This window comes from Phycisphaeraceae bacterium (assembly GCA_019636555.1).
Classification (GTDB): domain Bacteria; phylum Planctomycetota; class Phycisphaerae; order Phycisphaerales; family UBA1924; genus JAFEBO01.
In genome coordinates this window covers 3,255,497-3,281,723 of sequence record JAHBXH010000001.1, presented here as the reverse complement: position 1 = coordinate 3,281,723, position 26,227 = coordinate 3,255,497, and the positions used below count along the sequence as shown (strand labels likewise).

Here is a 26,227-nt window from a genome sequence, read left to right as displayed (position 1 = left end):
GCCAGAGACAAATATGTCAACCATCAGTCCACAACAAAAGGTCCGAGAAAAGCTCAACTCTTTGACAGAGGAGCGGGGTGGGACGCTGGAAAGCGTCATTACCGCCTTCCACCGAGCCAGGGCAGAGGTCGCCGGCTTGTTCGCGCTCGTCGGGGTCGATCCGACCAAGACCCGCGAATCCGCTCGCGAACTCGGGATCAACCGCGGGCTCACGTGGCGACTCACCAGGATGGTGCAGGAATCAAACCCGACGCTCGCCGCGAGCGACGTTCCCGGCGCGCAGAGCATGGCAAAGTTTCTCGATGCGTGCCGCGTGAAGGGCGCGCCGGAATCCGCGATCGATTCGGCGCAGGCGGCGCTCCGCGATTTCGAAGCGGCGCTGGCGTCGTGCTCGGGCGATCGCAAGACGCTCGCGATGCTGATGGCCAATCACGGCGACATCAAAGCGACCGCCGAAGCCGAGAAAGTTCGACGCAAACTCTTCGAGGGCGCCTGCGGCACGTGGGGCGTTCAAGCGCGCGTCCGCTTCGTCACCGTGTTTGTCTTTCCTTCTCCGAACGATCCGAACATGCTCGACGCCGGGCACGTGAACGGTTTCGTCGGTTTCCGTCGTCTCCGCACGCAGGCGGTGCCGCTCAGCTACGAAGCGGTGCACAAGTCGACCGGCGAAGTGATGAAGTTTTCGAAAGAGCCGCTCGATCCGAGCGGTTCCGGCGAGGGCAAGGCGCAGGTCTACAAGAAATTTTCGAATCCCGCCGAGCCCGACATCCGCATGGTCGAGTCGGGCGGTTACCGGCGCTTCGAACTCGCGACGGGCCCCGTCGGTAACGAGGGTCTCACAACGTGCGTCTTCGGCACGCGACTGCGCCGGCTCTACGACCGCTATTCCGAAACACCCGAAACCGCCGGCTTCATGGTGCTGCTCAACATCCCCGTCGAGCGCGTGATGTTCGACCTGTTCATCCACAAGGACATCAGGCTCGACAGGCAGCCCAAGACCCTGCTGCTCGATCGACTTCTCTTCCCGCACGTCAACAACGAAGCCGACTTCGACCGTCAATCGCTGCCGCTCGCCGAAACCGCGCACACGTTGCCGCACGGTCTGGATGGAACGCTCTGCGCGTACATGCCGTGGTACACGTCGATGGTGGCGGATGCGACCGGACGGATCGGACAATCGATCGACGACTTCGTCGGTTCGCGCTTCGAAATGATGTACCCGCCGATCACCGCGACTTTGCGTCGTGAGTTCAATCTGCTGCCGCGCCCGCGCTGAACATCACGATTCGGTACACTTGGGCTGCGCGATGCGTCGAACGATGCCGTGTGCGCTGGAGTGTGCGATGTCGCGTGTGGTCCGAATCTGGGACTGGCCGATCCGGGTCTTTCACTTCTGCTTCGCCGCGGGCTGGATCGGCGCGCTGGCGATTGCGCTCCTGAGTTCAAAGCTCGGTTCCACCTTTGCCTATCACAGCCTCATCGGCCTCGCGCTCGCGTGGATGGTGGTGCTGCGCCTGATCTGGGGTTTCGCCGGTACGCGCCACGCGCGTTTCGGCGCGTTCGCGTTCGGGCCGCGCCGGGTGCTGAAGTATTTCCGGGATGCGCTGCGCTTCAGAGAAACCCGGTTCATGGGTCACAACCCGGGCTCGGCGTGGGTGATCTTCGCGATGATCGCGCTGACCCTTGCGCAGGTGTTCACCGGCATCGCGGTCGGCTCGGGAAAAAAGAACCTGCGTCCGCTGCACGAATGGCTCGCCTACGCGATGATCGCGCTCATCGTCGCGCACCTGCTCGGCGTTGCGCTGCACACGCTGCGTCATCGCGAGTGGATCGCGCTCAGCATGATTGATGGCAAGCGAGTTGGGCCGGTTGAAGACTCGATCCGTTTGAGCCGGCCGCTCGTCGGTGCGGCGGCGGCGTTACTGATTGCCGGTTTTTCCTACGGGATCTACCGCAATTACGACCCCGTGCGCCAAGCGACGACGCTCCCCCTGATTGGCGTCGAGGTTCAGATCGGCGACAGCGAAGAAGACTGGGACTAGGCGTTCTCGGTTCGACCGATGGCAGGGCCGATTGAACAAAGTACCGGCGGCTTCGATGGCCATCGATGATTGCTGCCGGCGCTCGCTTCGCGACGGCAATCACCGGCACCAGAATCCGAAAAGCCCGGCGGGCGCTCTCACGCCGGCCGGAATGGTTTCAGGGACAGAAGAGCTGGTTGTAGGCATCGACGAAGATCACAAAGTCGTAGTCGTCAACCAGCGTGTCGCCGTTCAAGTCGCCCGGGCAACCGAGCGGCATTTCCGGCTCGCTGCAGAGCAGGATGTCGTACCAACCCGCGAAGAGCACGAAGTCCTCGTCATCCACGAATCCGTCGTGGTTGAAATCGGCCGGGCAAGAAAGCGGTCCGCCCGCGGCGCCCCAGTATCCGCCCATGAGCATGAAGTCGTCGCCGCCGGTCATGGGTCCGGCATCGGCCTGACCGGTCGTGCCGTTGAGCGTGATGAGCCCGTTCATGCTGAAGCCGCCGCCGCAGTCGATCGTGTGCCAGGAAAGATCGAAGCTCTGGCAGTCGCTCTCGAGAATGACGTCGGCGAAGTAGCAGGAATTCTGGAACGAGCCGGTCGGGAATCCGCCGCCCGCGCCGTGACGATAGACCCCGTTGTCGCCGCTCTCGCCGGAGGCGAGCCCGCGCAGAGGCGGCACCAGGACCGGGTTGTCGAAGACGTTGTTTGTGGATTCGTACCACCCGCCGGGAGAATACACGGAAATCACGTAGACGATGTTGGCGCTGATCGGGATCGGACCGGAAAAATTCACCTGATTCCAGCCCGGCCCGGCGAAGGGCGGAAATGTCGCAAAGCCGAGAAGCGTGCCCGTGCTGGTCCACAGCGAGGCCTTGCATGTCCCGTTGTTGCTGGCGCCGACATAGAAGCGCGCGCCGACAACATTTCCCGATACTTCCGACTTGAACTTGGTGCCGACTTCGATCGGCATGCCGTCGTTGTTGTTCTGGAACGCCGGGGCCGAGTCCGCGGCGAAAAGGCTTGTCTGACACAGGGTATCCGCGCGGGCCGGCAACGCTGCCAGCAACGCCGCGCCACCCAGCATCGCGATTGGAATGTGTTTTCTTTGTGTCATCTGAAATCCTCGAACGGAAGATTGAATTGCGATGGTCGGACTCGTGATCGCTCTGGGTCTTGAGCTTCACTCGTTCATGGCGGATGCACTCGCGTGCGACGCATGCCCGAGTTAACTCTGTTCAGGAACCGGACCTCCCGATGTGGCGCTCAAGACCTTCGGGGGAAGAGCGTGGAAAAAGCGCCCGGGCCACCGGCGGGAGAGCGAACATCGATCTCGAGGTAGCGTTCGTCACCGGCAAAGACATTGTTGCCGAAATCGAGCGTGACGCTGAAGCGGCCGCGGATGAGCGTGACGTCGTCGACGCCGAGTTCCGGGCCGATCTGATTGCCGCCGATCGGTGAGTCGTAGAGGCGGAAGTTGAGGTCGGCATGGGAAACGACAGAGGGCCCGCTGCGCAGTTCGCCCTGGTAGACGAAGCTTGAAGTAACTGGGGTCTGTGCTGCCGCGGGGCGCACGAGGATTCCGCCGCCACCGAGTCCCATAGCCAAGCCGCACGCAAGGAACAGCGCGAAGACATTGCTCTCTGAACGTTTCATGTGTGCTCACCCTCAAAAAGTGATTGACCGAAAGCGCACGTGAGGCGCTGCTGCCTCACGGAAAGACAACCGGAGAAATCGCCCTGCTCGATGCGGAATGCGCATCAATTAGAACACGATTTTGGTGTTGCTTCCCTGCACCCAAACTCCTCAACGATTGAGGAATTACCCCGAACCTCAGTCAGACTCTACCACAATCGAGGAAACGCAAACAGGCGATTTCAGTTTTTTTCGACAAAGAAAGCAATCTCATTCCGGAGCCGCTTTATTGGGCACGGCAAAGAGGCGAAGCTTGACGACAATCGCACATGCCGATTTTTGTTGTTGCAAGCGGGCAGTTTGCGGAAAGCCGCGCTCGCTGCGCGCGGTGCGCGCCCATCGAATATCGATTCGTTCTTGCGTGTCCGGAGAACATCATGTTGCATGAGATAAGGAAAACACCTCAAGACTAGCTAAGGAAAACGCCTCATCGATTATGTAAGGAAAACACCCCATTCGATACGGAAGCAGGGACGCCAAAGAGTATTGTCCGGTCGCAACTCCGCACGGCAAACTCTGCGCGGCAGAGCGCGGCGACGAATCAGCGTGTCGAAATTGGAGCGGCAAACGGCCGGTAATTCTGAATTCGCGTCGCATTCCGGCCGACAGCCATGGCGATTCTTTCTCTATTCAGGGAGAACGCCATGGCCAACTTGTTCCAGTCGATGTTCCGCTCGCTCGTCGCGTGCTTCGCGTTCGCATCGCTCGCGCATGGGGGTCCGCAAACCGCGTTCACCTTCCAGGGATCGCTCGAACAGGCCAAAGGGAGTTTGACCGGGCCAACCGCGATGACGTTCACGCTCTGGGATTCGATCATCGAGGGGAATCAGCTGGGGCAGACTCTGGTGTTCGATGGCGGCGAAGGGAACTTTCCGCCCGTGAACGTGTGGGACAACGGAGGATTCTCCGTCGGTCTCGACTTTGGTGTGCCGGTTTGGGGAGCGGCTTCGGCGCGCTACGTCGAAGTGACGGCCGACGGTCAGCTTCAGCAGCCGCGCTTCATCGTGACCGGGAGCACGTTCTCGAGCAACACACGCGGCATCAACGTCACGCCGAACGGAAATGTCGGCATCGGTACCGCGCAGCCCGGCGCTTTCCTGCTGGCGGTAAACGGGCCCGCGGCGAATCGCACCGGAACCTGGTCGGTCATGTCCGATGCGCGTCTCAAGAAGGATGTTCGCGGCGTTCAACCCGGAACGCTCGATCGCCTTCTCGAGCTTCGCGGCGTCGAATTCGAATACACGAACGAGGCGGTCGCGCAGCACAGTGTCGCGGAAGGCCCGATGGTCGGCTTTGTCGCGCAGGAAGTCGAGTGTATTTTTCCGGAGTGGGTGGAGTGCGACGCGCAGGGAATCCGCTTTGTCACGGAGCGCGGCACGACGGCGCTGCTCGTCGAGGCGCTGCGGGAACTTCGCACGGAAAAAGATCAGCAGATCGCGGAACTGAATGCGCGGCACAAGGCCGAGATCGAGTTGCTCGAGTCCAAAAAGGACTCCAAGATCGCAGAACTCGAGGCGCGGCTTGAAAGGCTCGAGCGGGCGGCTACGAAGTAGCAGGCACTTCAGCGCACATGAAGCCGTCTACTTCGCACCCGTGACGGCCGGCATCTGCGAGGCGACATCGAGATCCATCAGGAGCGCGATCTGGTGCTCGACCTGCAGGAATTGTGCCGCGCGGATCGGAGAGACCGCGGCACCGATTTCCTTGTTGTATTTCTTCCAGAGGTCGAGGCGATCCTGCTCGCCCTGAAGCCACTCGGTCGAGAGCATCGCGGCGTTTGCGTTGTCGAGCCCGCCCTCGTTCGAGAGCGTGACAAACTTCCGGATGAGCGCGATGCGCCGGTCGATGACGGAGTTCAGTTCCTTTTCGTACTTCTGATAGACGGGCCAGAACTTTGCCGCTTCTTCGGGGGTCAGCTTCAGCGCCTGATTCAGCACGCGGATCTTGGTTGCGTTGGAATCGGAGCGGAACGTATCGAGGAGCGTGCGCAGGTTGTCTGAGTTGCCCTTGGGCCGGTTGTCCGCGGCCGGGGCGGATTTCGCCGGAGCGGGTTCGCGCGAGACGCAGACCGAAGCGACAAGCGAGCCGATGCCGAGCGTTGCCGCGAGAATTCCGATTGCTCCGATTTTCATGAGACGAATTCCTGTTTACGAGCAAGAGTGTGCTTGATAGTTGTCGGGGAGTGGCGTTGTTTATGGGGGAGGAGGAGGGGGGGTGGGGGTGGGGGTGGGGCTCAGTTCAGATCGGGATCGACCCAGTACTTGGTGCCCGAGACGGTTGCCTGGAGCGCGATGCCGCTTTCGGTGAACTGATAGATCTGCATGCCGCTGCCGACCGCGACATTCTGTCCGGCGGTGTTGCCGTCGCCGGAACCGGCGCTCGTGCTTGTGCTCGAAGTTCCTTCCACCGTGCCGTCGCTGAAATCGACGTTGGCCTGCGTGGATTGATTGGCGCCGACGCCCTGGTTGTTGTACTGCGCGTTCGCATCGGCATTCGCGCCGAACTGCCAGCCCTCCGTGACAAACTGATTCATCACATCAGGATCGGTGAACACGAAAACGACGCGGAGGTCGGTGACGCCGAGCCCGACGCCGCCACCGAGCGAGGCGACATCCATGTACGTGGTCTCGCCGGTCTTGTTGTTGACGAGCATGCCGTAGCCGTTGCCCGAGGCGACGAGGAAGAGGTGGACGTTGGTCTTCTTGAATGTCGCGTAGCCCGCGGCATTGACGATCACATCGTTCAATTCGGGCTTGATCGCATAAAGCTCCTGCAACATGTCGGCGCTCTGTTCCTGAATGGTCTGCTGCTTCTGGCTCTTGTCGTTGCCGCTGGGGCCGAGGATGCCGAGGCCGAGCAAGTCGGCGTGTGTGCTGCCGGCGGTGACGGAGACGCAGAGCGCGAGGAAGAGGCCCGCGAGCGTCGCTGCACCCTTCGAACGTTTTTCGCGAGCGACTGCTTTGTCGTGCATGGGAGGTACCTCGTAGCGAGGCGTCCCCGTCGGATCACGATTTCCGATCGGTGCGCCCGCGTGAAGCGTAACAGGTCGGACCTCGGCCGGAGCGGGATTTGGATTGGCAGCGTGGCGGAATTTCTAGAGAATCGGACCCAGCATCGCGAGCGCGTTGTTCCAGAGTCGTCGTCCGATGGGCCACGCGCGAACAGATTCGCGCGTGACACGGGTGGAGCGGGCGATATATTCGAGTTGGCGCTCGTAGACGGCGCGGGTGACGCCCGGATCGTGGAGCAGGATGTTGTTTTCGTAGTTGAGATCGAGGCTGCGCCGGTCCATGTTGGCCGAGCCGATGAGCGTGATCTCGCCGTCGAGGGTGAGCGACTTGGTGTGGAGCAGACCGCCGGCGTATTCGTAGAGGATGACGCCGGCGTCGAGCAGGTCGGCGTAGTAACTCCGGCTCGCGCCGGAAACGATCCACGAATCGTTGCGCGCGGGGAGAATGAGCGTCGTCTTGACGCCCCGGTAGGCGGAGGAACAGAGCGCGCTCTGGAGCGATTCATCCGGCACGTAGTACGGCGTCGAGATGGTCACTTCGCGGCGCGATGCGAAGATGAGCGATTCGAAGACCTCGGGCATGGCGGAATAGCGAACGGTGGGGCCGGTGCCGATGACCTGCGCGGCGAAGCCGGGGCGGGGCGCGCGGAGGGGCTGACGGAGCAACCCGTCGATGTCTTCTCCCGTGGCGCTCATCCAGTCGATCGCGAAGAGCCGCTGGTTCTGCTGGGCGATCGGCCCTTCGAATCGGACGAGCGCATCGACCCACGGGGCGAACTTGGCCTTGACGCGGAACTCGGGGTCGGCGCAGTTCTGACTGCCGCAGTAGGTGATGGCGTTGTCGATCACGACGATTTTGCGGTGATTGCGGAGATCGAAGCGGCGGATGGGGGCGAGCAGGATGGGGTGCTTGATGCCCAGGGCGATGCCGAGCCTGACGCCCGCGTCGCGCATGACCTTCCAGGTGGAAGACCTGATCATGAGGCGCGAGCCGAGGCTATCGACGATCGCGCGGCAGACGACTCCGCGCCGTGCGGCACGGATCAGCGCCTCGGCGACACGCTTACCGTTGTTGTCTTCGAGCCAGATGTAGAAGAGAACGTGGACGTGCTCGGCGGCGGCGTCGATGTCGGCGATGATCGAATCGACCGCGGCCTTGGAATCGGCCATGAGGCGGGCGGAGTTGCCGGCGACGGGGTCGAACCCGGAGATCGATTTACCGACGTGGAACAGGTGCTCGCAGCGATCGGGGATCTCGGCGTGCATGTTGGCGAGATCGGCGGGCGGGCTGGGATCGGGGCGGGGCGTGCGTGCTTCGACGGCGCGCAGGCGCTTGAGACGCGCGCCGCCGATGTTGACCTCGCCGAAGAAGATGTAGGCGACGATGCCGGCGAGCGGCAGCGCGAGGATGACGGCGATCCACGCGATGCGCGAGGCGGGCTCGCGGTGGGGGCGGAGCATGACGCGGGCGAGAACGAGGAGTTCGAGCGCGAGGAAGAGGATGAACGTCAAGAACGCAGGGATCATGCGTCGCAATTCTTGGCATCGCATTTTCTGCGATATGAAATCAATTCTTGTTATCGCGTAGTCGAGGAATTTGCAAAATAGTTCCGGGTGCTAGTTCAATTTCGTTGGGAAGTTCGTCAGCCTCAAACGCCGCTGTATAGTTTTCGCGAATCCATTCGGATAAGTGCGCGAAACCTCTCAATCGCAAAAAACTTCTGTTGTGCGGCTGTTGCGCTTCAAACCGAGCGTCCTGTGTAAAGCTCGTGTTGGTGACCATCACGCCAATCTGAAAATCCGAACCCTTCCAGCGAAGCAATGAGCCGAGCTTTGGTCGACCAGTTTTCTGATCTCCAGAGTGATGTTCGCATTGCACTCCAATTAGAATTCCAAAATGCAGTTTTTCACGCGGCCTGGCAATTATATCAATTCCACCGTCTTTGGCGTTGACATGTCCGGTCAAGATCGGCTCCAGCCCCATGCGGTCTAGTCGATCGGCAATGAGCAATTGAAACTCGTCGGGGGTCAATTGGCTCATTTTTTCAGGCGAAAGCTGGAGTTCTCTTAGCGTTGCTTCGGGAAAGGGAATTATCTCAACGCGCGGAGTAGTCAGAGGCTGCTGCTGTGGAACGCGATTGTTGTCTTCCCCAGATGTTGGAGTGCCAACTACGTCGTTCGCCTTATCGAAGCGATCATTCGGAAGCGACTTCTCGACAAAGGCTCGGAGGAAGTCGTCGGTAACGGCTTCTTGAGGAATTGTGATTCGGGCAAGGAGCTCCGAAATGGTGTCGTTTCCTACGCCTGGACGACCAAATAACTCGGGATATTTTGATATAGCGCCAGAAATCCAAAGTCGATTAGTTTTGTACCGCTCATAGGGGTTAGAAACTGCCTCGAGTGCGCGAGCCACAAGCTCTTCGTGCTGGCGATATCCAGTAAGGCCTTGGTCAATTTCCGAAGTGCGACGGATGATTCCGTCGATTGAATTTTGGAGAGTGCTTCCGATCGTGGAGTCGTAGCCGATGCGTTGATTTATTGCTGCTTGTTCAAGTTGGAGCATTGCATCTCGCTCCCGAATTGCTCGAAACGGATCGGAGCGGCTGCTGAAAACGGACGAATATGCTGGATCTCTTCGGTATTTCTCTAGCGGATCAAGCAGATCGGCAATATCCGAGATCTTATATTGCTCCCGTATTTCACGGAGAATCCGCTCGACAATTGATTCTTCAGGCATCTCCCACCTCTATTTGGCCAACGGCAGTTGATGTTAGTGCATTGATACAGCTTCCACAACTTTCTTCGCCGCATCGGAGAGATCCGTTGCCGCTTGCAGCGTCGGCAGCGAGCCCTTCGCATCCTGCAGGAGTTTGCGACCGGCTTCGACGTTGGTGCCTTCGAGGCGGACGACGAGCGGCACTTTGAAGCCGGTGCTTCCGTCTTTGTTCTTGAAGCCGCGCGCGGCGTTGATGATGCCCTGCGCGATGACATCGCACTTCATGATGCCGCCGAAGATGTTGACGAGGATTCCTTTCACGCGATCGTCGGAGAGGATGATGCCGAAGGCTTCGGTGACGGCTTCTTCGGATGCGCTGCCCCCGACGTCGAGGAAGTTGGCGGGCTCGATGGTTTTGTCTTTTATTCCTTTGGACTCGAGAAGCTTCTGACCCTCGAGCTTGATGATGTCCATCGTGGCCATGGCGAGGCCGGCACCGTTGACAAGGCAGCCGATCTGGCCGTCGAGCGCGACGTAGGAGAGGCCGTATTTCTGCGCGCGGGTTTCCGCTGGGTTTTCTTCGGCGGTGTCGGCGAGGGCGGCGATGTCCGGATGGCGGAAGAGGCCGTTCTCGTCGAAAGAGAACTTGGCGTCGATGGCGATGACTTGGCCGTCGGGGTGCTCGGCGGTGGGGGGCGTGAGCACGAGCGGGTTGATCTCGGCGAGCGTGCAATCTTTCTCGATGAACAAGCGCGACAGATTCGTCATGACGGCGACGGCCTGGCCGATTTGCTTGCCCTTGAAGCCGAGCTTGAACGCGACGTCGCGCGCCTGGAATGCCTGCAAACCGAGCAGCGGGTGGAGCGGCACCTTGATGATGGCGTCGGGGCGGTCGTGCGCGACTTGTTCGATCTCGACGCCGCCTTCGCGCGAGGCGATCAGGATGTTGCGGCGGCTCTTGCGGTCGGTGGTGATAGCGAGGTAGAACTCTTCCTTGGCGGAAGAGGCATTGGGCATTCGGGATTCGGCATTTGCCGCACGATCCGCGATCTGCGCGGCCTGTGCGATCAGGACCTTTTTGACCTCGAGGCCTTCGGGCGGAGTCTGAGGCGACTTCATGCGGTTGGTGAGCATGAAATGTGCCGCGGCAACGGCGTCGTCTTTGGTCTTCACGAGCTTGACAAAGCCGGCCTTGCCGCGGCCTCCGGCGTGGACCTGGGCCTTGATGACGACTTCGCCCGCCGGGCTGCCTGCGACGGCCTGCTGGAAGGCGTCCGCGGCGTGTTCGACCGTGGTGATCATGCGGCCGGGGGGAACGGGGATCTTGTAGGAATGGAGGAGGTCGCGGGCCTGGTGCTCGTGGATCTTCATGGGAGTGGAGGATACCGGGGCACTAGGCACTAGCAGGCTGTTGAAATTCTGATTGTGCCTACTGCGCCGACGCATTGCAGACAACTTTCTGGCCCTCAGACCCGGGTCGCGAGGGTAGATGGCGGTTCGAAATTGCGACTGGTTGGAGTTTTTCAACAGCCTGCTAGGCACTAGGCATCCGGCATCGGGCATCGGGCATCGGGCATCGGGCGTTGGGAGTCGGGCGTTGGGCAACAGGAGGTACGCTCATGGCATGAAGATTGACGCGGGGAATAGGCCGGTCATCGAGACGCAAAGGCTCGTGCTGGCGGCACTCGAGATGTCGGACTGCGCGCGGGTCGCAGCGCTCGCGGGCGATAAGCGGATCTACGACATGACATTGCTCATCCCGCACCCGTACGAGGTGCGGGATGCGGAGGACTGGATCGGCACGCACGCGGCGCAGTGGGCGCGCTGGCGCGAGGACTGGAGCATGAACTTTGCGATCCGGGCGCGGGGCGGGGGTGATTTGTTGGGCGTGATCGGGCTCGTCGGCAAGCCGACGCACAGGCGTGCGGAGATGGGCTACTGGCTTGGGATTCCGTTCTGGGGCAAGGGGTACATGACCGAGGCGGCGCGGGCGGTGGTGCAGTTCGCTCAGAGCGAACTTGGAGTGAACCGGATCGAGGCCGGCGTGTTCGACGGGAATGCGGCGTCGATGAGCGTGCTGCGCAAAGCGGGGTTCACGGAGGAGGGATTGCTGCGCCAGCGATTCTGGAAGAGCGGCAAGTTTGTGGATGAGCGGATGTTTGCCAGAATCTGCTCAACTCCGGACAAGAATTAAGAGTCGGGAGATCGAACCTGTGGGGCAGTGTCTGCGCTTGAACGCCATGATCACGCGTGTTCTGCTGATCGTCGGCCTCATTTGCGTGTTTCGCGGTGCGGCCGGTTCGCAATCGGACTCCGATGTTGGTGATCCCGCGAGTAGTCTCGAGTCGGCCAGGGTTGCCGCGGAGTTGACTGCGCACGTTCGGAGCATCACGCAGGACCAGCGGGGCAACATGTGGTTCGCGACCGACGGCGCGGGTCTTGTTCGGTGGGATGGGAAGGCCTTCGCGTTCTTCACCGAGAAGCAGGGATTGCCGAACGACTATGTGCGGACGGTGCAGGTTGATGGCGCCGGAAATTTGTGGATCACAACGCGAGACGGGTTGTGCCGCTTTGACGGCACGAAGTTCACACGCATCCCCGTTCCGGCGGATTCGAAGCAGAATCCGCCTCGGCTCACGCCGGATCTGTTGTGGTTTGAGTCTGAGGGTGGCGCGATGTATCTCGACGGCGACCGGGTCGGGTTCCTGCGGCTGCCGGTGGACGAAGCGGACAAGAACTGGCGATCGGATGTGCCGGGCCTGAACCCGTATCGCCTCTACTCGGTCCACAAAGCCCGCGACGGGACGGTCTGGTTCGGGACAGAGACCCGGGGCGTCTGCCGCTGGGACGGGAAGTCGTTCACCTGGTTCAGAGGGGTGGACCTGGACAAGTCGGCGGTGCGCTCGATCTATCAGGATTCTGGCGGCAACACCTGGATTGGCAACAGCGGCGTCGGGCTCTTCCGGCATGACGGCAAAGAGCTGCGGAATTTCGGCGACGACAACAACATCGGCAATCGCACGTGGCTCCAGGGTGCGCTCATCCGCATCCCCGGCACGATCGGCGATCCGCACGCGATCACGCAGGACAAGGCTGGGAACATCTGGGTCGGCGCGTTCGATTCGGGCGTGTGGCGGTACGACGGCAAAGCAATGATCAACTTCACGACGAAGGACGGTCTGCCCGTGGACTCGGTTTCGGCGATCTATGAGGACCGGGCGGGAAAGCTCTGGTTCGGGACGTACCGGGGGGTATGCACCTTCGATGGGAAGGCGTTCGCGCCGGTGCGTGGGGCGGCGGACTCGAAGGATCGATAAGGCGACGCGCTATTTCTTGGCTTGGTTGATCTTTTTGACTGCCGCGAGAAGGTCGTCGGGCGAGGCGCGCTTGGTGTAGTCTGGATCGATGAAGGCGTAGCGGATCACGCCGTGCGGGTCGATGACGTACGACGCGGTGAGGGGGAGCGCTTCGCCTTCGCCCCCGTTGAACTTGGAAAGATCGAGCTTGTACTTCTTGAGGTGCTCTTTCATCGCGGGAGGCAGTTCGTACTTCACGCCGTACGCCTCGCCGACCTTGAAGCCCTCGTCGCTGAGCATGTGGAATTTCACGCTGTCTTTCGTGACGGTTGCTTCGGTGTGGTCCATGGTCTGCGGGCTGATCGCGACGACGGTCGCGCCCGCGGCATCGAACTCGCCGAGGCGATCCTGCAGGCCGGTGAGTTGCTTGTTGCAGAAGGGGCACCACTCGCCGCGGAACCAGGTCAGGACGACGGGGCCTTTCTTGAGCGCATCTTTGAGCGAGAAATTGCCGCCTTGAGCATCGGGGAGCGTGAAGTCGGGCGCGGTGTCGCCGACTTTCTTGGCCCGCTCGGTGACGCCGGTGGAGGCGATGATTGCGCCGGGGCCGGTGGGTTTAGCGGCATTCGCCGGCGAGTTCGACGGCGCGCTCGCTGGTGCGGGAGAAGACTTCGTTGTCGGAGTGGGGGAAGTGGGGGCAGTGGGGGAAGCGGGTGCAGCCGGAGCCGCGGGCTGTTGCGGCGCGGGCGCGCCGAATGTCGCGGCTTGAGTCAGGAGGATGAGCAGTGAGGCGCGACCGTTTTTGGAATGCAGCATTTCTCGCTCCGCCGGGCGGGTGGGGGAAAGGATGGAACCCCGGCTGACGCCTGAGATGCAGGGGCGCGGGAGCGCGTGACACGGAGTTTCGGAGATTGGGCGATTTGGTTTTTCGGGCTAGGCGTTCGGATTCGTGATGTTCGTCTTGGGTTGCGGGCGGGCTTCCGGGAATCTTGAGCGTGGTAACGGAACAAAGCCGCGTCTTGGAAACCGTGTCGCGCGGATGTTCGTAACGGAACAAGGGGGAAGGGGATTGGCCTGTGCGCGCATCCAGATCCATTTTGACGGGTGTGCTCCGCTATTGGCGTTGCTGGGGCTACCCGCTTCCGCTCATCGGGCTTCTGGCGTACGTGATGTTTCCGGCAATCCGTCCGCGCTTTGGGCATGATGTCTGGACAAGAGAGAACCCTCTTGTCAACCCTCTTGCGGTTGCGGGAGTTCGAAATGGAGTGATTGCTCTTGCCGACGGAAGAATCCTCAAGCCGGCGGGAATTCGCGCGAAAGCTTCGATCAGTAGCGATGTCTACGACAATGCTCTTGCGATCATGCTCGCGCAAGGCGTGATTGTCGAGCGCGACCTCGGAGATGGGCGGGCATTTCTTGTTTGTGAACCGAAGTTTTACAACTGGTGCGGTACGCTCGGATGCGGAGCGAACAATCGTTGGGATCGTTGGGCTGGCGGATATTTCCGATGCCCGCTGAGCCCGCTTTTGATCGCTGGGGGATTTGCAGAGGCTGTGCTCGACGAGCCTGGGTTGAATGATTTCGAGAAATGGCGGCTTGAAGGCACGACTCAATCGCTGTGCCATGAACACCGTCAATTCAGGATGTCCTCCATAAGCCCGTCATTTGCCTTTGATTCGGTCGCTCGGGAAGTCGCCCATCTCGACGAGACATTGGATTTGATTTGGAGCAAGCCGGTCCCGGTGCGCACGGCCGAGGATGCTTCTTCGCGAAGTCCCTGACAGGTGCGTTGGTTCGATGGCGCCGGCTTCTGCTGTCGCTCGAAACGCCCGCCCAACCGTCCCCCCTTCCCCCTCCCTCTGGGAGGGGGTTTTTGATGGCATTCATCGCTTTCCAAAAGGGCCCCTTCGCGCTATCCTTGCCTCCCCCTTTTCCGATCCTTTGGCGGGTTGCGAAGCGGGGCGAATCCGATTGTCTCCGAGGAGTTTTCATGGCCACCAACGGCACGATTACGCAGGTCATCGGTTCTACCTTCGATGCTCAGTTTCCCGAGGACCAGCTCCCGGAAATCTACAACGCTCTCGAGATCAAGGCCCAGACCAAGGCGGGCGATCTGAACTTGACCGGCGAAGTGCAGCAGCACCTCGGCGGCGGGCGCGTCCGGGCGGTGGCGCTCGGTTCGACCGACGGCCTGCGGCGCGGCATGGCGTGTACGGACATGGGTTCGCCGGTGACGGTGCCGGTCGGTGAACAGGTGCTCGGTCGCGTGTTCAATCTGCTCGGCAATCCGATCGACAAGCTGCCCGCTCCGCCCAACGCGAAGCGCGCCCCGATCCACAAAGAGCCGCCCGAGTTTTCGGCGCTGAACCCCAAGACCGAAGTGCTCCCCACGGGCATCAAGGTCATCGATTTGCTTTGCCCGTTCGTACGCGGCGGCAAGATCGGACTGTTCGGCGGCGCCGGCGTCGGCAAGACCGTCGTGATTCAGGAAATGATCGCCCGCGTCGCCAAGAACTTCGGCGGTTACTCGGTGTTCGCCGGCGTCGGCGAGCGCACCCGCGAGGGCAACGACCTGTGGCGCGAAATGAAAGAAGCCGCGTACACCGACGAGAACGGCAAGACCGCGCACGTTCTTGACAAGGTGGCGATGGTGTTCGGCCAGATGAACGAGCCGCCGGGCTCGCGTCTCCGCGTCGCGCTCTCGGCGCTGACGATGGCCGAAGAGTTCCGCGATGCTTCGGGTAAGGAGACCCTGATGTTCGTGGACAACGTCTTCCGCTTCACGCAGGCGGGTTCGGAAGTGTCGGCGCTGCTCGGGCGTATGCCGAGCGCCGTGGGATATCAGCCGACGCTGAGCACGGAAATGGGCGAGCTGCAGGAGCGCATCACCTCGACCGCGAAGGGCGCGATCACCTCGGTGCAGGCGATTTACGTGCCCGCCGACGACTTGACCGACCCGGCGCCCGCCACGGCCTTCAGCCACTTGGACGCGTTCATCGTTCTGGCCCGCGGCATCGCCGAGAAGGGCATCTATCCGGCCGTCGATCCGCTCGCTTCGACCTCACGCATTCTCGATCCGGGTATCGTCGGCGAGAAGCACTATCGCGTTGCGATGCGTGTGCAGCGCATTCTGCAGCGGTACAAGGATCTGCAGGACATCATCGCGATCCTGGGCGTCGATGAACTCAGCGAAGAAGACAAGCAGACCGTGAGCCGCGCCCGAAAGATCGAGCGCTTCCTTTCGCAGCCGTTCCACGTCGCCGAGCAGTTCACGGGCTTCAAGGGCGTGGACTCGCCGCTGGAAGCCACGATCGACTCGTTCGAGCGTCTGTGCAACGGCGAGGGCGATGGTCTGCCCGAGGGCGCGTTCATGTATGTGGGCACGCTGGAAGATGCCAAGTCCAAGGCCGCGAAGATGGCGGCGGGGTAAGCAAAGAAGGCACTAGGCATCAGTCACTCGTAAGAGGTAAAGACATGGAACCCCCGGCAAAGGCCGGGGGTTTTTCTTGGACGCGTATTTTGGGGGCTCGATTGGGCATTGAGAAGCGCTGGGCGTGTGTTACGCTGGGTCGATCCGGGAGCGAAACATGAACGTGAAGGCATTGTGGTCGGGTGCGGTTTGCCTGCAGGTGGTTGCCGCGACCGCGCTGGGCGTGGGGCGTGAAGCATGCACGAAGACTCGCAATGTTGCGAGCGCCACGATCAGGGCGATCCGCTGCATCAAGGACGACACAAAGGTGCGCGGACTCGATGGCTCGTTCATGGCGCCGTGGTCGGACACGATCACGGGGTTTTGGAATTCAACACCGGACGATCCGACGTCGGCGATCACCGCTGGGCATTTCACGGTTGCCCCCGGCGTGCCATCGGGCGGTTCACAAACAGGCTCGCTCGACTGCTGGATTGGCGCCGAGATTCATGGCGTGCTGGCGCCGAGCACGCGTGTCGAACTGAGCTTTACATACGCCGAGCCGATCGTAACAACGGAGCCTTCGACGCTTCGTTTCAAGCCGCACAACATCCTTCCGGGCGTCTATCACCGAGTGACGTTGAGCGGACCGGGCGGGGTGCTCGCGATACGCGACATCGTCGGTGCCGACGTGCTGCTCTCGGTCGCGACGCCGGGGACATACACGTTCGAAACCGAATCGACTTGGACGAGTAGCGACCTGCCGATCGGATCTTCGGAGGTCATCTCGGACACGATGAGTATCCGGAATGCTCTCGAAGTGGGCGCCAGTTGTCCGGCTGATCTGACCGTCGATCAACAGGTGGACGATGCCGACTTCGTCGGGTTTTCCGGCGCGTACAACATCCTGGATTGCGCGGACCCTGCGATGCCGCAGGGCTGTCCGGCGGATCTCAATCTCGATGGATTCGTGGACGACACGGATTTCGTGATCTTTGCCGCGGCGTACGACGCGTTGCTGTGCGAGTAGACTGGGCAAAGGAGTCGATCGCACGATGACCACGCTGGCCTGCGGGCCGTACTTCTCTCCCGGTCTGATTGTGGCTTCACTGCTGGTCTTATCGCTGGTGAAGTACCCGATCTATGTGCTCTTCATCCTGTGCTTTCGCTATCGCGTGAGCACGCCGACCCCGCTTTCTCTGAGCAGCGTGAATCTCGCGGCGCTGCTCCGAACTATCGGAGGGATCCTTGTGCTCGCCACCATCGCGATGTTTGCGACCGGAGTCGCTGATGCACCGGAGGGTTGGCTGTCGTTGGCTTTGCTGCTCGCGGAGCGGGCGCTGCTTTGGCTTGTCATCGGGGCCGTCTTTCATCTGCGTGGCAGACGATTGGTCGGCTTCGCGTTCTCGGGCACGGGGTCGACGCCGCATCCGATCTCCTGATCTTCTTGATTCTCGGTGGTTCCACACCGTTTGGCGCGAAGGCGTCGATCATCCTGGTCTTCCTGGCTGTGGTCGCGTTTCTTGTACCGCTGTTTGTGATCGGTCGTCGTCCGTCGCTCAAGGCCCGGTTCTTTGCGCCGAATCTGTGCCGATGTTGCGGCTACGACCTGACCGGCAACTGCACCGGGACTTGTCCGGAATGCGGTACACAGGTAGGCGCGCCGGCGCTGGCGACTTGAAATCAGAGCTGACGATTTAATCAGCTTCGCGCACCCGCAGCTGATGCGCCGCATTCCGGGCACACCGGGCCGGTCAGTCCGACAAGCGAGTATCCGCAGGCGCGGCATCGAGTGTTTCGTTCTCGCGCCCAGGCACGAAGGTCTCGAACCGTCCGGCGACCTCGGAGCAGCAGGAACCAAGCCGCGCCGAAGAAGAACATATTTCCGGCAAGACCGGCCATTGCGGGTGAATAGGGGATGACTGTGACCTTGTACAGCGCGGGCAGAACATTCGAGTTTGGCCACAAGCACTTCTTCGGAACAGAGAATCCCCCCGCGACGCGCATCCAGTCGTCAACGATCTTTGCGGGCAAACTCGGACGGCCATCATCCCATTGATAGGTCTGAATTCGCGCGGCTTCGCATCGGAAGGCGATGAAGGGCCAGCCCATGCCGTACCAGCGCCACTCGCAGGACTGAGTAGAGCGAAAGCCGCACCGGATTCTCTGCCACATTCCGTCGATCTTTGTGCCGACCGGACGGTTGTAGAGAAACGGAGCTTGAGCGAGAAGGTGCGTGCGGCAAGGGCCGACAAGGCTCTGTCCAAATTCCTGCGCCGCTCCGGATTGGTCATCCGAAACGGTCCAGCTGGTGATGCCGCTCGACCAAGTCTGGGAGACGGCGGGTGAGAACTGCTTTGCCGTGGACTTGCCAAAATCGGGAACGGCGTAGGTGAACGTTTGGGGCTGGTAGGCGCCAGTTTGCGGGGGCGGCCGGAGGGGTGTGGCGATGTTGGTGACCGCCGCGAAAGTGCAGAGTGCGATCGTCGAGATCAGTCCGGCAAAGAGAAAGATCGCTGTCGTTCGAGCGTGCGCGGCGATGGAAATCGGACGCTCCATACGACCTTTAGCTCCCGCGATAGGCGGTTGGTTCCTGATTCCGGCAGGATTTTGGCCGCGCGGTCAGCTTCGTGCGCCGACCACGGATGCACCGCACTCCGGGCACACGGCTGTTTGTCCTTCGGCTATTTCCAGCCCGCGAAGGGAGTAGCCGCACTTGCCGCAACACTCGCCCTTTCGCCAGCGGCGGACTTCGATCACGCGGCTGAGTGCCGCGGCGGCCAGCATCAACAAGGCGAGTATCCAGATCGGCCAGCGCGAAAACGCGGGAAACTGGCGAGCATCGGGCATCCAGAACAAGTGGGGGTTTGAGGGGTCGTACCAGCGGCCTTTTCCGTCGTCGCCCTTTCGCGGGATCGGGTCGGCGGCGATGTAGTAGCGCTGCGCCAGCGGCCAATTGCGACCGAAGCGGAGTCTCCAGGGAGAAGCCGGGCTCGATCTCTGCATGTTGTTGCCGAATTGTTCAGGAAGTTTCAGCGCGACGCTTCCTTCGCCGAGCGACACGAATCCGTAGTCGGGCAGCGTGAAGAAGAACGCACCGAAGGCGGAGAGAAAGAAGAATGCCATGACGGCCGCGGCAAGCCAGAACAGTGTCTTCGTGCGGCGCCGGTACGGCGCTTGCCGCGTTCGGCGAGCCAGCGCGAGAATCTCACTATTCTCATTCATGGCGAACACCGGCTCCGAGTTCACGGTCTCGACGGAAAAAGGGCTGCTCGACCTCGATGTCATCCACGGCTTTCTGAGCACCTGCTACTGGTCTCCCGGGATTTCCCGATCGCGCGTAGAGCGTGGAATCGCGAATTCGATGTGCTTCGGGGTGCATGAGAAGAGTTCCGCACCGGAGGGGCGAGCCTCCCTCAGACAAGTCGGTTTCGCCCGAGTCATTACCGACAAGGCGACGTTCGGTTACATCGCGGACGTGTTCATCCTGGAGGAATTTCGCGGCCGCGGACTCTCGAAGATGCTGATGGACGCGATCTTGAACCACCCGGACCTGAAGGGCCTCCGGCGATTGTGCCTCATGACGCGCGACGCCCACGGTTTGTACGCTCGGTTTGGGTTTGCAGCGATGCCGGAGCCAGGCCGGTACATGGAAGTGGTCGATCGGGAGTCGTACAAACGAGACTAGCACCGGGAGAGCAGCGTTGCGCAAATCGAAAAAGCAGCCGGCCACGTCACGAGCGATGGCGAACATGAAATTCGGGCCAATGTCCCGGCGCGATCTGCCGGAAGTCGCGCGCCTTATCACGCTCGCGTTCGCGGGCACAATGGAGAACAGCACCAAGTGGGTGAGGGAGAACGGCCCCGAAAACATCCGGGTGGTGCGGCAGGGAAACAAGATTCCGGCGTGCCTGCGCCGCATCGAGATGGGGCAGTTCTTTGGAGGAAAGAGCGTTCGGCTGTGCGGCATCGCGGGCGTGGCGACAGCGCCGGAAGCGCGGGGCAAGGGCCACGCTCGCTGGATGATGGAAGAGTGCGTGCGCGAAATGTACAAGCGCGGCGAAGCGATCGGCGGACTTTACGCATCGACGCAGGCGCTCTACCGCCAGTCGGGGTTTGAGCAGGCGGGGCACCGGTGCACCATCAAGGTGCCGGTTGCGCGATTGCTTGGGGGGCAGAAAGCGCGGAATGTCATCGTGCTGAAGGATGCGGACATGCCGCGGGTGGAGGCGTGCTATCAGCGATTCGCTTCTGCGTACAACGGCATGCTCGATCGGCGAGAGTACATCTGGAAGCGCATCAAGGAACGGCCGGACTCGAAGTATCAGGGGTACGGCGTGCTCGATGAACGCGGCATGCTTTCCGGGTATCTATTCATGTCTCAGCCCCGCGACAGCAGCACCGGGCGGCAGGATCTGCAACTGTCCGACATCGCGTTCACGAGCGCGGAGGCCGGGCGCCAATTGATTGCTTTCCTCGCCGACTACGAACCCATGGCCGATTGGTTGCATTTTGGGGGCGGACCCCTTCACCCGCTTCTCACGCTCTTGCCTCAGCAGCGCTACGAGGTCAAACTCAAGGACTATTGGATGTTGCGCGTGGTTGATGTCAAGCGCGCCCTGGAAGGGCGCGGCTATTCGACTGCTGTTCGAGGATCCGTGGACATCGACATCACCGACCCTGTGATCGAAGCCAACACCGGACTCTGGCAAGTCGAATTCGCAGATGGAAAGGCCCGGGTGGAGAGGCGACAGAGCGGCGGGAGCGCAGCAGTCGCATGCACGATCCGCGGCCTGGCGGCGCTGTACAGCGGCCTCTATTCCCCACGTCAGGCAGAAGTGATCGGCTTCTGCTCCGGCGATGGAAAGACGCTCGAATTGCTCGGCGGCGCGTTGGCCGGCGGTACACCGTGGATGACCGATCATTATTGATCCCGGGCTCCGTTGAATTCGATCGTGGAACCGACACCCGGCGGTCCGGTACGCTTGGCACATGCGCACACGTCTTCTTCGGGCGATCGGTCTCGTTGGTGCATGCACGATCGCGTTCGCGGCACATGCGAGGCAGGACACGATGAAATCCGGCACTCAGGCCGACCCGTTTCTTGAACAATTTGCAAAGACCAATCGCTTCCGGCTCGGTGAGCCGGGCGCGTTCAAGGTAACACCCGATGGCAGCGCCGTGCTCTTTCTGCGGAGCGAAGGACCGGAGAGCTTCGTCCAGGAACTCTGGATGTTCGAAGCTGCGACAGGCAAGGAGCGCCGCGTATTGAGCGCGGCCGATCTGCTCGGCAAGAGTGACGAGAAACTGAGCGCGGAGGAACTCGCGCGGCGCGAACGCATGCGTTCGAGCGGCCGCGGCATCGCCTCGTTCGAACTCTCAAGGGACGGAAGGACACTGATCGTCCCGCTCGGCGGAAGACTCTTTCGCGTGCTGATGGCGAACGTCGAATCAGGAGGACCGATTCACGCGACCGAAGTCAGCACCGGCGGATCGGTCATCGATCCGCGCCTTTCTCCCGACGGCAACTTCGTCGGCTTTGCCCGCGACGGCGCGCTCTGGATCAGCCCCGCGGCAGTGGGGGACCCGCGCCGCATCAGCCCGGAGCCGAAGGAAAACGTCAGTTACGGCGAGGCCGAGTTCGCGGCACAGGAAGAGATGAAGCGCATGCACGGCTTCTGGTGGTCTCCGGATTCCCGCCGCATCATGTACCAAGAAACAGATGTCGGCCCACTCGAGACCTTTTACATCCCCGACCCCGCCGATCCGGCCAAGGCGCCGCAGCCGTGGAAATACCCTCGCGCCGGAAAAGCAAACGCGGTGGTGACACTTTGGGTTTCTCCGGATATCAGCGCGGCGGGCAGGGCGCCGACCTCTGTTCAGTGGGACCGCGCCAAGTTCCCGTATCTCGCGCGCGTCGATTGGCCGAAGCACGGCGTGCCGACGATTCTCGTGCAGAATCGCGAGCAAACCGAGCAGATGCTGCTGCGCGTCGATGTCGATTCCGGCGAAACGCGCCCGCTCATCACGGAAAAGGATGCGGCGTGGATCGGTCTTGGACACGATATCCCCGCGTCGATCGGGCTTTTACACGATATCCCCGCGTGGTGCTCCGACGGCAAGCGATTCCTCTGGCTCACCGAACAGGGTGAGACCGACGGATGGGAGCTGCAGGCTCGCGGCACGGACGGCGCGATCCAGAGGAAGTTCCCGCTGCCCGGATGGGAATTGGAGGGATTGGTGGATGTGTGCGACAAGTCGGACATCGCGCTCGTGAGCGCCGTGCCGCAGGACGACAGCGCGCAGATTCAAGTGCTGCGCGTCGATCTCAAGACCGGCGGTGTCCGGCCGGTCACCGCGCCGCTTTCGCGCAGCGAGACCGATCTGGGCGGTCAGATGCACGTTGTCACGAACGACGCGATGACGCTCTGGTTGATCGCGGGTCGGAACCGCGACGGGAGCCAAGTGCTCGATGTCTTCAAGGGCAAACCCGGTCTCGAAGACGCAGCGCGCGTCGGGACTATTCGATCGGTTGCCGCGGAGCCGCCGTTTGTTCCCAAGCCCGAATGGGTTCGCATCAAGGCCGGCGGGCGTGAATTCGCGGCCGTCGTTGTGCGCCCGCGCGATTTCGATCCAAAAAAGAAGTACCCCGTGCTCGACTTCGTGTACGGCGGACCGGGTTCGAACCAGGTGAACGCCAACGCCCGCGCGTATCTGCAGAATCAGTGGTACGCCGATCAGGGCTTCATCGTTGTGAGCATCGATGGAAGGGGAACGCCCCGGCGTGGTCGTGATTGGTCGCGGGTTCTCAAGAAGAACGGAGTGGGCAACTTCATCGACGTGCCTCTCGCGGATCAATGCGACGCGATCGAGGCTCTCTGCAAGAAATACCCGGAGATGGACCGCGAGCGCATCGGGATTTCCGGTTGGTCGTTCGGAGGCTACTTCTCATCCATGGCGACCATGCGCCGGCCCGATGTCTTCAAGGCGGGCGTCGCCGGCGCGCCGGTCACCGATTGGCGTGATTACGACACGCACTACACCGAACGCTACATGGGATTGCCGGATAAGAACAAGGCCGGCTACGACGCGTCCAACGTTCTGACCTATTGCAAGGACTTGAGAGTGCCGCTGCTCGTCATCCAGGGGACCGCCGACGACAACGTGTACTTTGTCCACTCGCTCAAACTGACCGACCGGCTTTTCCGTGAGGGAAAGCAATTCGAGTTCGTGCCGCTGGCGAGCCAGACGCACATGGTGACCAAGCCCGAGATGGTGCTGCGGCTGAACGAACGCATCGTTGATTTCTTTAAGCGGACCCTCGGCGGACCGAAATAGCAAACCATGCTGCCGCACGGTGGCGATTCTGCTGTGCGCGTGTTCAAAAAGCGAAACGCGGCGACCCGCACGAGTCCGCCGCGCTCCAAAGTGTCTCCGGAAAACCTGTTCTCAACACCCCCCGGAGGGCCCAAACCGACTCCCGAAGGACTGCAAAGCGAGAGCGCCGATGGGGCGCCGACACTGCAGGCCTGCGAGAGGCGAATGCCACATTCTCTCCGAAGCAAGAGCGGAAACCAAGGTCATTTGATTTCCGATTGCGTGGAAAGAGAGCGGTTTTCCCTCGGCACTGGTATCTGTTAGGATGCTCGAATGGAAGCGGTCAATACGGCCAAGCTGAAAGTGTCGCCGGAGGGCGTTCGTGACCTTCATTTTTCCAGTCTTGACGAGGTTCTCGCTGAGGCGGATCGGATTGCCGCGGCCGAGAGGGATGGCCGCCTCAAACAAATCGGCAACTGGAGCGCGGGTCAGATTTTCAATCACCTCGCCACCTGGATCGACTATTCCTACGACGGTTTCCCGCCCCAGCTCAGCCCGCCGTGGTTTGTCCGTTTGATCGTCAAGCTTCAGAAGCACAAGTTCATGAACGGGGCGATGCCGCGAGGCGTCAGAATTCCCGGTATCGAGAACGGAACGCTTGCGACCGAGTCTGTGCCGCTCGAAGAAGGCGTGCGACATCTTCGCGCATCGCTGGAGCGATTGAAGCGCGAAAAGCCCACGCAAAGAAGCGTGCTGTTCGGAGAAATGACGCACGAAGAGTGGATCAAGGGAACTCTGCGCCACGCCGAGCTTCATATGAGTTTCCTTCGGTACTGATCGCGTCGATGCCGAAGGAGGAGAAGCAAATCATGCACGTTCTCGCGTTGATTGTTCTGCTCTTCATCGGCTTTGTCGGGTCCGAGCCCGCGCCGAATACGGCTCCGAAGCCCGCGCGCGATCCGGTCATCGCCGCGGTCGAGAGACTCGATTTCCTCCTGGGCGAATGGGACGGCGACGGCATGCTCGCGGGAAACGAAAAGAGCGTGACGCAGAAGGGGCCATGGAAGATCGAGAAAGCGTTTGGCGGCCGGTTTGTGCGACTGGAATTCGATGCGGTCGTCGATGAGGGCGCGGGCGGGAACAACCGGTTCGTCGGGTACTTCACGTTCGATCCGCAGTCAGGCAAGTACACGACTCTCTGGCTCAACGTGGAGAATTTGTTTCAGTTTCGCGAGACCGGCGATCTCGATGCGGACGGCCGGGTGCTGACACTCATTTCGGAGCAGTCCCGCAAGGATGGAAGCATCGTCAAGGTTCGCTCGGTGTTCACTCGTGCGGACGAGAATCACCTGACGGTCGAGGACCATCCGCTCGACGAGGATGGAAGGCCGATCCGCAAGTCGTTTGGTTTCGAGCTGACGCGGAAAAAAGAGCGGGACGCAACGAAATGACGACCGACCAGCCTCGATGAAAACTCACCAGCAGCCAAACATTATCACGCTTCAGTTGATCTGCTTCGCGCTCTGCGCCGGGATGCTGATCTTCGCGATCGTCGCGATTGTCACCACGATCGAGGGCAAGTCGCCGGGCACGCAGCAGAACCCGGCGCCTTCATCGTCCCTCGGGCTGCTTCTGCTTGTTGTCGCGGGGGGACTCGGGATCGGGAATCTCGTCGCCGGGCCCGCGATTCGGCTCGCCGCGGTTCGCGGTGCGAAAGAGCTGTGGCGGGGCGACGGCAGCGTCGAGGAACGCGAGCACGCGCTCTGGTCGCGGTTTACGACGCAGGTCGTCACTCGTGCGGCGTTCGCAGAATCGCTCGGGATTGTCGGAATCCTGGCGCTCTTTCTTGGCGGCCCGCCGCTGGGATGGTGGGGCATGGCGGCGCCGGCGATTGCGCTCGTTTTGATCTTCTGGGCGCTCCCGTCGCAATTCAAGTACGAATCGTTCCTGGCGCAAGCAACAAGTGAAGCGTGACGCCGGGATGTATCAGGCCATCGTCATGCCGCCGTCGATGACGATGGTTTGTCCGGTGAGGAAGCCCGCTTCGTCGCTGGTCGCGTACGAAACCGCCGCCGCGATATCTTCGCCCGTGCCGAATCGCTTGACCGCGATCATGCCCATCACATGATCTTTCACCTGCTGAGGCAGATTCTGGGTCATGTCGGTTTCGATGTAGCCCGGCGCGATCACGTTGCAGGTAATGTTCTTGCCTCCGAGTTCTCGCGCGATCGACTTGCTCAGGCCGATCAACCCGCTCTTTGCCGCGGCATAGTTTGCCTGGCCCGCGTTCCCGACGACGCCGCTCGTCGAAGAAATATTGACGATGCGTCCGAATTTGCCCTTCATCATCGCGCGTGCCGCGGCACGGATCGCGACGAACGCACTGGTCAGGTTGGTCGCGACGACCGCGTCCCAGTCCTCATCGCTCATCCGCAGCGCCAGGCCGTCCTTCGTGATCCCCGCGTTATTGACGAGAATGTCGAGCCGGCCGTGCGTTTCGGCGATTTGTTCGATCGCCGCGGCGAAGGCCTTCGCGTCCGCGATATCCGCCGCGACGACCGAGGCGCTCCCGCCGTTGGATTCGATTCCGTGCTTCACATCGTTGAGCGCGCTCTCGGTGCGTGCGACAAGAACGACGTGCCTCTCGTCCTTTGCGAGGCGCTGGGCGATGGAACGGCCGATGCCGCGGGATGCTCCCGTGACGACGGCGACTCTCTTTGCTGTTTCTGTCATGAGGATTCCGCGATCAGAAGTGGTTTT

Annotated in this window: 27 protein-coding genes; 16 read left to right on the top strand and 11 right to left on the bottom strand. The window is 61.5% G+C overall.

The window, feature by feature from the left end:
* Positions 1-13 precede the first annotated feature (13 nt).
* Both KF691_14150 and KF691_14145 read left to right on the top strand, forming a co-directional pair.
* A complete protein-coding gene (locus KF691_14150) occupies positions 14-1,276 on the top strand; it encodes a hypothetical protein (GenBank protein MBX3390587.1) in 1,263 nt (420 codons plus the stop codon).
* A 67-nt stretch (positions 1,277-1,343) separates the two neighbouring features.
* On the top strand, positions 1,344-2,042 hold the full coding sequence (locus KF691_14145) for a cytochrome b/b6 domain-containing protein (protein ID MBX3390586.1): 699 nt from the start codon (positions 1,344-1,346) through the stop codon (positions 2,040-2,042).
* 157 nt (positions 2,043-2,199) lie between these two features.
* On the opposite strand, the gene KF691_14140 is transcribed toward KF691_14145, so the two are convergent.
* Positions 2,200-3,141, bottom strand: coding sequence for a DUF4082 domain-containing protein (locus KF691_14140; GenBank protein MBX3390585.1), 942 nt, complete (start codon positions 3,139-3,141; stop codon positions 2,200-2,202).
* Positions 3,142-3,290: 149 nt separating this feature from the next.
* The gene (locus KF691_14135; GenBank protein MBX3390584.1) at positions 3,291-3,680 is read right to left on the bottom strand and encodes a hypothetical protein; all 390 of its coding nucleotides are present in this window, start codon (positions 3,678-3,680) and stop codon (positions 3,291-3,293) included.
* 683 nt (positions 3,681-4,363) lie between these two features.
* On the opposite strand from KF691_14135, the gene KF691_14130 reads away from it, so the two are divergent.
* Positions 4,364-5,272: a tail fiber domain-containing protein gene (locus tag KF691_14130; GenBank protein MBX3390583.1), complete on the top strand. Its 909-nt coding sequence runs from the start codon at positions 4,364-4,366 to the stop codon at positions 5,270-5,272.
* Positions 5,273-5,299: 27 nt separating this feature from the next.
* Here KF691_14130 and KF691_14125 read toward each other — a convergent pair whose 3' ends face one another.
* The 5 genes from KF691_14125 to sucC all read right to left on the bottom strand — a co-directional run bounded on the left by KF691_14125 (position 5,300) and on the right by sucC (position 10,816).
* The gene (locus tag KF691_14125; protein MBX3390582.1) at positions 5,300-5,851 is read right to left on the bottom strand and encodes a hypothetical protein; all 552 of its coding nucleotides are present in this window, start codon (positions 5,849-5,851) and stop codon (positions 5,300-5,302) included.
* A 101-nt stretch (positions 5,852-5,952) separates the two neighbouring features.
* Positions 5,953-6,690, bottom strand: a complete 738-nt coding sequence (locus KF691_14120; protein MBX3390581.1) for a hypothetical protein — start codon at positions 6,688-6,690, stop codon at positions 5,953-5,955.
* 123 nt (positions 6,691-6,813) lie between these two features.
* The gene (gene cls, locus KF691_14115) at positions 6,814-8,256 is read right to left on the bottom strand and encodes a cardiolipin synthase (protein MBX3390580.1); all 1,443 of its coding nucleotides are present in this window, start codon (positions 8,254-8,256) and stop codon (positions 6,814-6,816) included.
* A 40-nt stretch (positions 8,257-8,296) separates the two neighbouring features.
* Complete coding sequence (locus KF691_14110) at positions 8,297-9,466, bottom strand: restriction endonuclease (GenBank protein MBX3390579.1); 1,170 nt, start codon at positions 9,464-9,466, stop codon at positions 8,297-8,299.
* 33 nt (positions 9,467-9,499) lie between these two features.
* Entirely contained in the window at positions 9,500-10,816 is a 1,317-nt protein-coding gene (gene sucC / locus KF691_14105; protein ID MBX3390578.1) for an ADP-forming succinate--CoA ligase subunit beta, read from the bottom strand.
* Between the two features lie 253 nt (positions 10,817-11,069).
* On the opposite strand from sucC, the gene KF691_14100 reads away from it, so the two are divergent.
* Both KF691_14100 and KF691_14095 read left to right on the top strand, forming a co-directional pair.
* Positions 11,070-11,639 carry a GNAT family N-acetyltransferase gene (locus KF691_14100; GenBank protein MBX3390577.1) on the top strand — a complete coding sequence of 190 codons (570 nt, stop codon included), beginning with the start codon at positions 11,070-11,072 and terminating at the stop codon, positions 11,637-11,639.
* Positions 11,640-11,685: 46 nt separating this feature from the next.
* A complete protein-coding gene (locus KF691_14095) occupies positions 11,686-12,762 on the top strand; it encodes a hypothetical protein (protein MBX3390576.1) in 1,077 nt (358 codons plus the stop codon).
* Between the two features lie 9 nt (positions 12,763-12,771).
* Here the strand turns inward: KF691_14095 and KF691_14090 are convergent, their stop codons facing one another.
* On the bottom strand, positions 12,772-13,557 hold the full coding sequence (locus tag KF691_14090; protein MBX3390575.1) for an AhpC/TSA family protein: 786 nt from the start codon (positions 13,555-13,557) through the stop codon (positions 12,772-12,774).
* Between the two features lie 353 nt (positions 13,558-13,910).
* Here KF691_14090 and KF691_14085 point away from each other — a divergent pair, with 353 nt between their 5' ends.
* The 5 genes from KF691_14085 (at position 13,911) to KF691_14065 (ending at position 17,831) form a co-directional block, all read left to right on the top strand.
* Positions 13,911-14,522 carry a hypothetical protein gene (locus KF691_14085; GenBank protein ID MBX3390574.1) on the top strand — a complete coding sequence of 204 codons (612 nt, stop codon included), beginning with the start codon at positions 13,911-13,913 and terminating at the stop codon, positions 14,520-14,522.
* A gap of 209 nt (positions 14,523-14,731) precedes the next feature.
* Entirely contained in the window at positions 14,732-16,171 is a 1,440-nt protein-coding gene (atpD, locus tag KF691_14080; GenBank protein ID MBX3390573.1) for a F0F1 ATP synthase subunit beta, read from the top strand.
* Positions 16,172-16,328: 157 nt separating this feature from the next.
* Entirely contained in the window at positions 16,329-17,180 is an 852-nt protein-coding gene (locus KF691_14075) for a hypothetical protein (GenBank protein MBX3390572.1), read from the top strand.
* Positions 17,181-17,205: 25 nt separating this feature from the next.
* On the top strand, positions 17,206-17,592 hold the full coding sequence (locus KF691_14070) for a hypothetical protein (GenBank protein MBX3390571.1): 387 nt from the start codon (positions 17,206-17,208) through the stop codon (positions 17,590-17,592).
* A gap of 5 nt (positions 17,593-17,597) precedes the next feature.
* Positions 17,598-17,831, top strand: coding sequence for a hypothetical protein (locus KF691_14065; protein ID MBX3390570.1), 234 nt, complete (start codon positions 17,598-17,600; stop codon positions 17,829-17,831).
* 20 nt (positions 17,832-17,851) lie between these two features.
* On the opposite strand, the gene KF691_14060 is transcribed toward KF691_14065, so the two are convergent.
* Together KF691_14060 and KF691_14055 are read right to left on the bottom strand one after the other, a co-directional pair.
* On the bottom strand, positions 17,852-18,709 hold the full coding sequence (locus KF691_14060; protein ID MBX3390569.1) for a hypothetical protein: 858 nt from the start codon (positions 18,707-18,709) through the stop codon (positions 17,852-17,854).
* A gap of 63 nt (positions 18,710-18,772) precedes the next feature.
* Complete coding sequence (locus KF691_14055) at positions 18,773-19,375, bottom strand: hypothetical protein (protein MBX3390568.1); 603 nt, start codon at positions 19,373-19,375, stop codon at positions 18,773-18,775.
* Here KF691_14055 and KF691_14050 point away from each other — a divergent pair.
* The 6 genes from KF691_14050 to KF691_14025 all read left to right on the top strand — a co-directional run bounded on the left by KF691_14050 (position 19,374) and on the right by KF691_14025 (position 25,441).
* A complete protein-coding gene (locus tag KF691_14050; GenBank protein MBX3390567.1) occupies positions 19,374-19,838 on the top strand; it encodes a GNAT family N-acetyltransferase in 465 nt (154 codons plus the stop codon). The two genes, KF691_14055 and KF691_14050, sit on opposite strands and share 2 nt — an antisense overlap.
* Positions 19,839-19,902: 64 nt before the next feature.
* On the top strand, positions 19,903-21,081 hold the full coding sequence (locus KF691_14045) for a GNAT family N-acetyltransferase (GenBank protein ID MBX3390566.1): 1,179 nt from the start codon (positions 19,903-19,905) through the stop codon (positions 21,079-21,081).
* A gap of 61 nt (positions 21,082-21,142) precedes the next feature.
* Positions 21,143-23,488 (top strand): S9 family peptidase, encoded by a 2,346-nt coding sequence (locus KF691_14040; GenBank protein MBX3390565.1) that lies wholly within the window; start codon positions 21,143-21,145, stop codon positions 23,486-23,488.
* Positions 23,489-23,800: 312 nt separating this feature from the next.
* Positions 23,801-24,304 carry a DUF1569 domain-containing protein gene (locus KF691_14035; GenBank protein ID MBX3390564.1) on the top strand — a complete coding sequence of 168 codons (504 nt, stop codon included), beginning with the start codon at positions 23,801-23,803 and terminating at the stop codon, positions 24,302-24,304.
* Positions 24,305-24,336: 32 nt separating this feature from the next.
* Positions 24,337-24,918: a DUF1579 family protein gene (locus tag KF691_14030; GenBank protein ID MBX3390563.1), complete on the top strand. Its 582-nt coding sequence runs from the start codon at positions 24,337-24,339 to the stop codon at positions 24,916-24,918.
* A 16-nt stretch (positions 24,919-24,934) separates the two neighbouring features.
* The gene (locus tag KF691_14025) at positions 24,935-25,441 is read left to right on the top strand and encodes a hypothetical protein (protein MBX3390562.1); all 507 of its coding nucleotides are present in this window, start codon (positions 24,935-24,937) and stop codon (positions 25,439-25,441) included.
* Between the two features lie 12 nt (positions 25,442-25,453).
* Here KF691_14025 and fabG read toward each other — a convergent pair whose 3' ends face one another.
* Entirely contained in the window at positions 25,454-26,200 is a 747-nt protein-coding gene (gene fabG, locus KF691_14020) for a 3-oxoacyl-[acyl-carrier-protein] reductase (GenBank protein ID MBX3390561.1), read from the bottom strand.
* Positions 26,201-26,227: the final 27 nt, after the last annotated feature.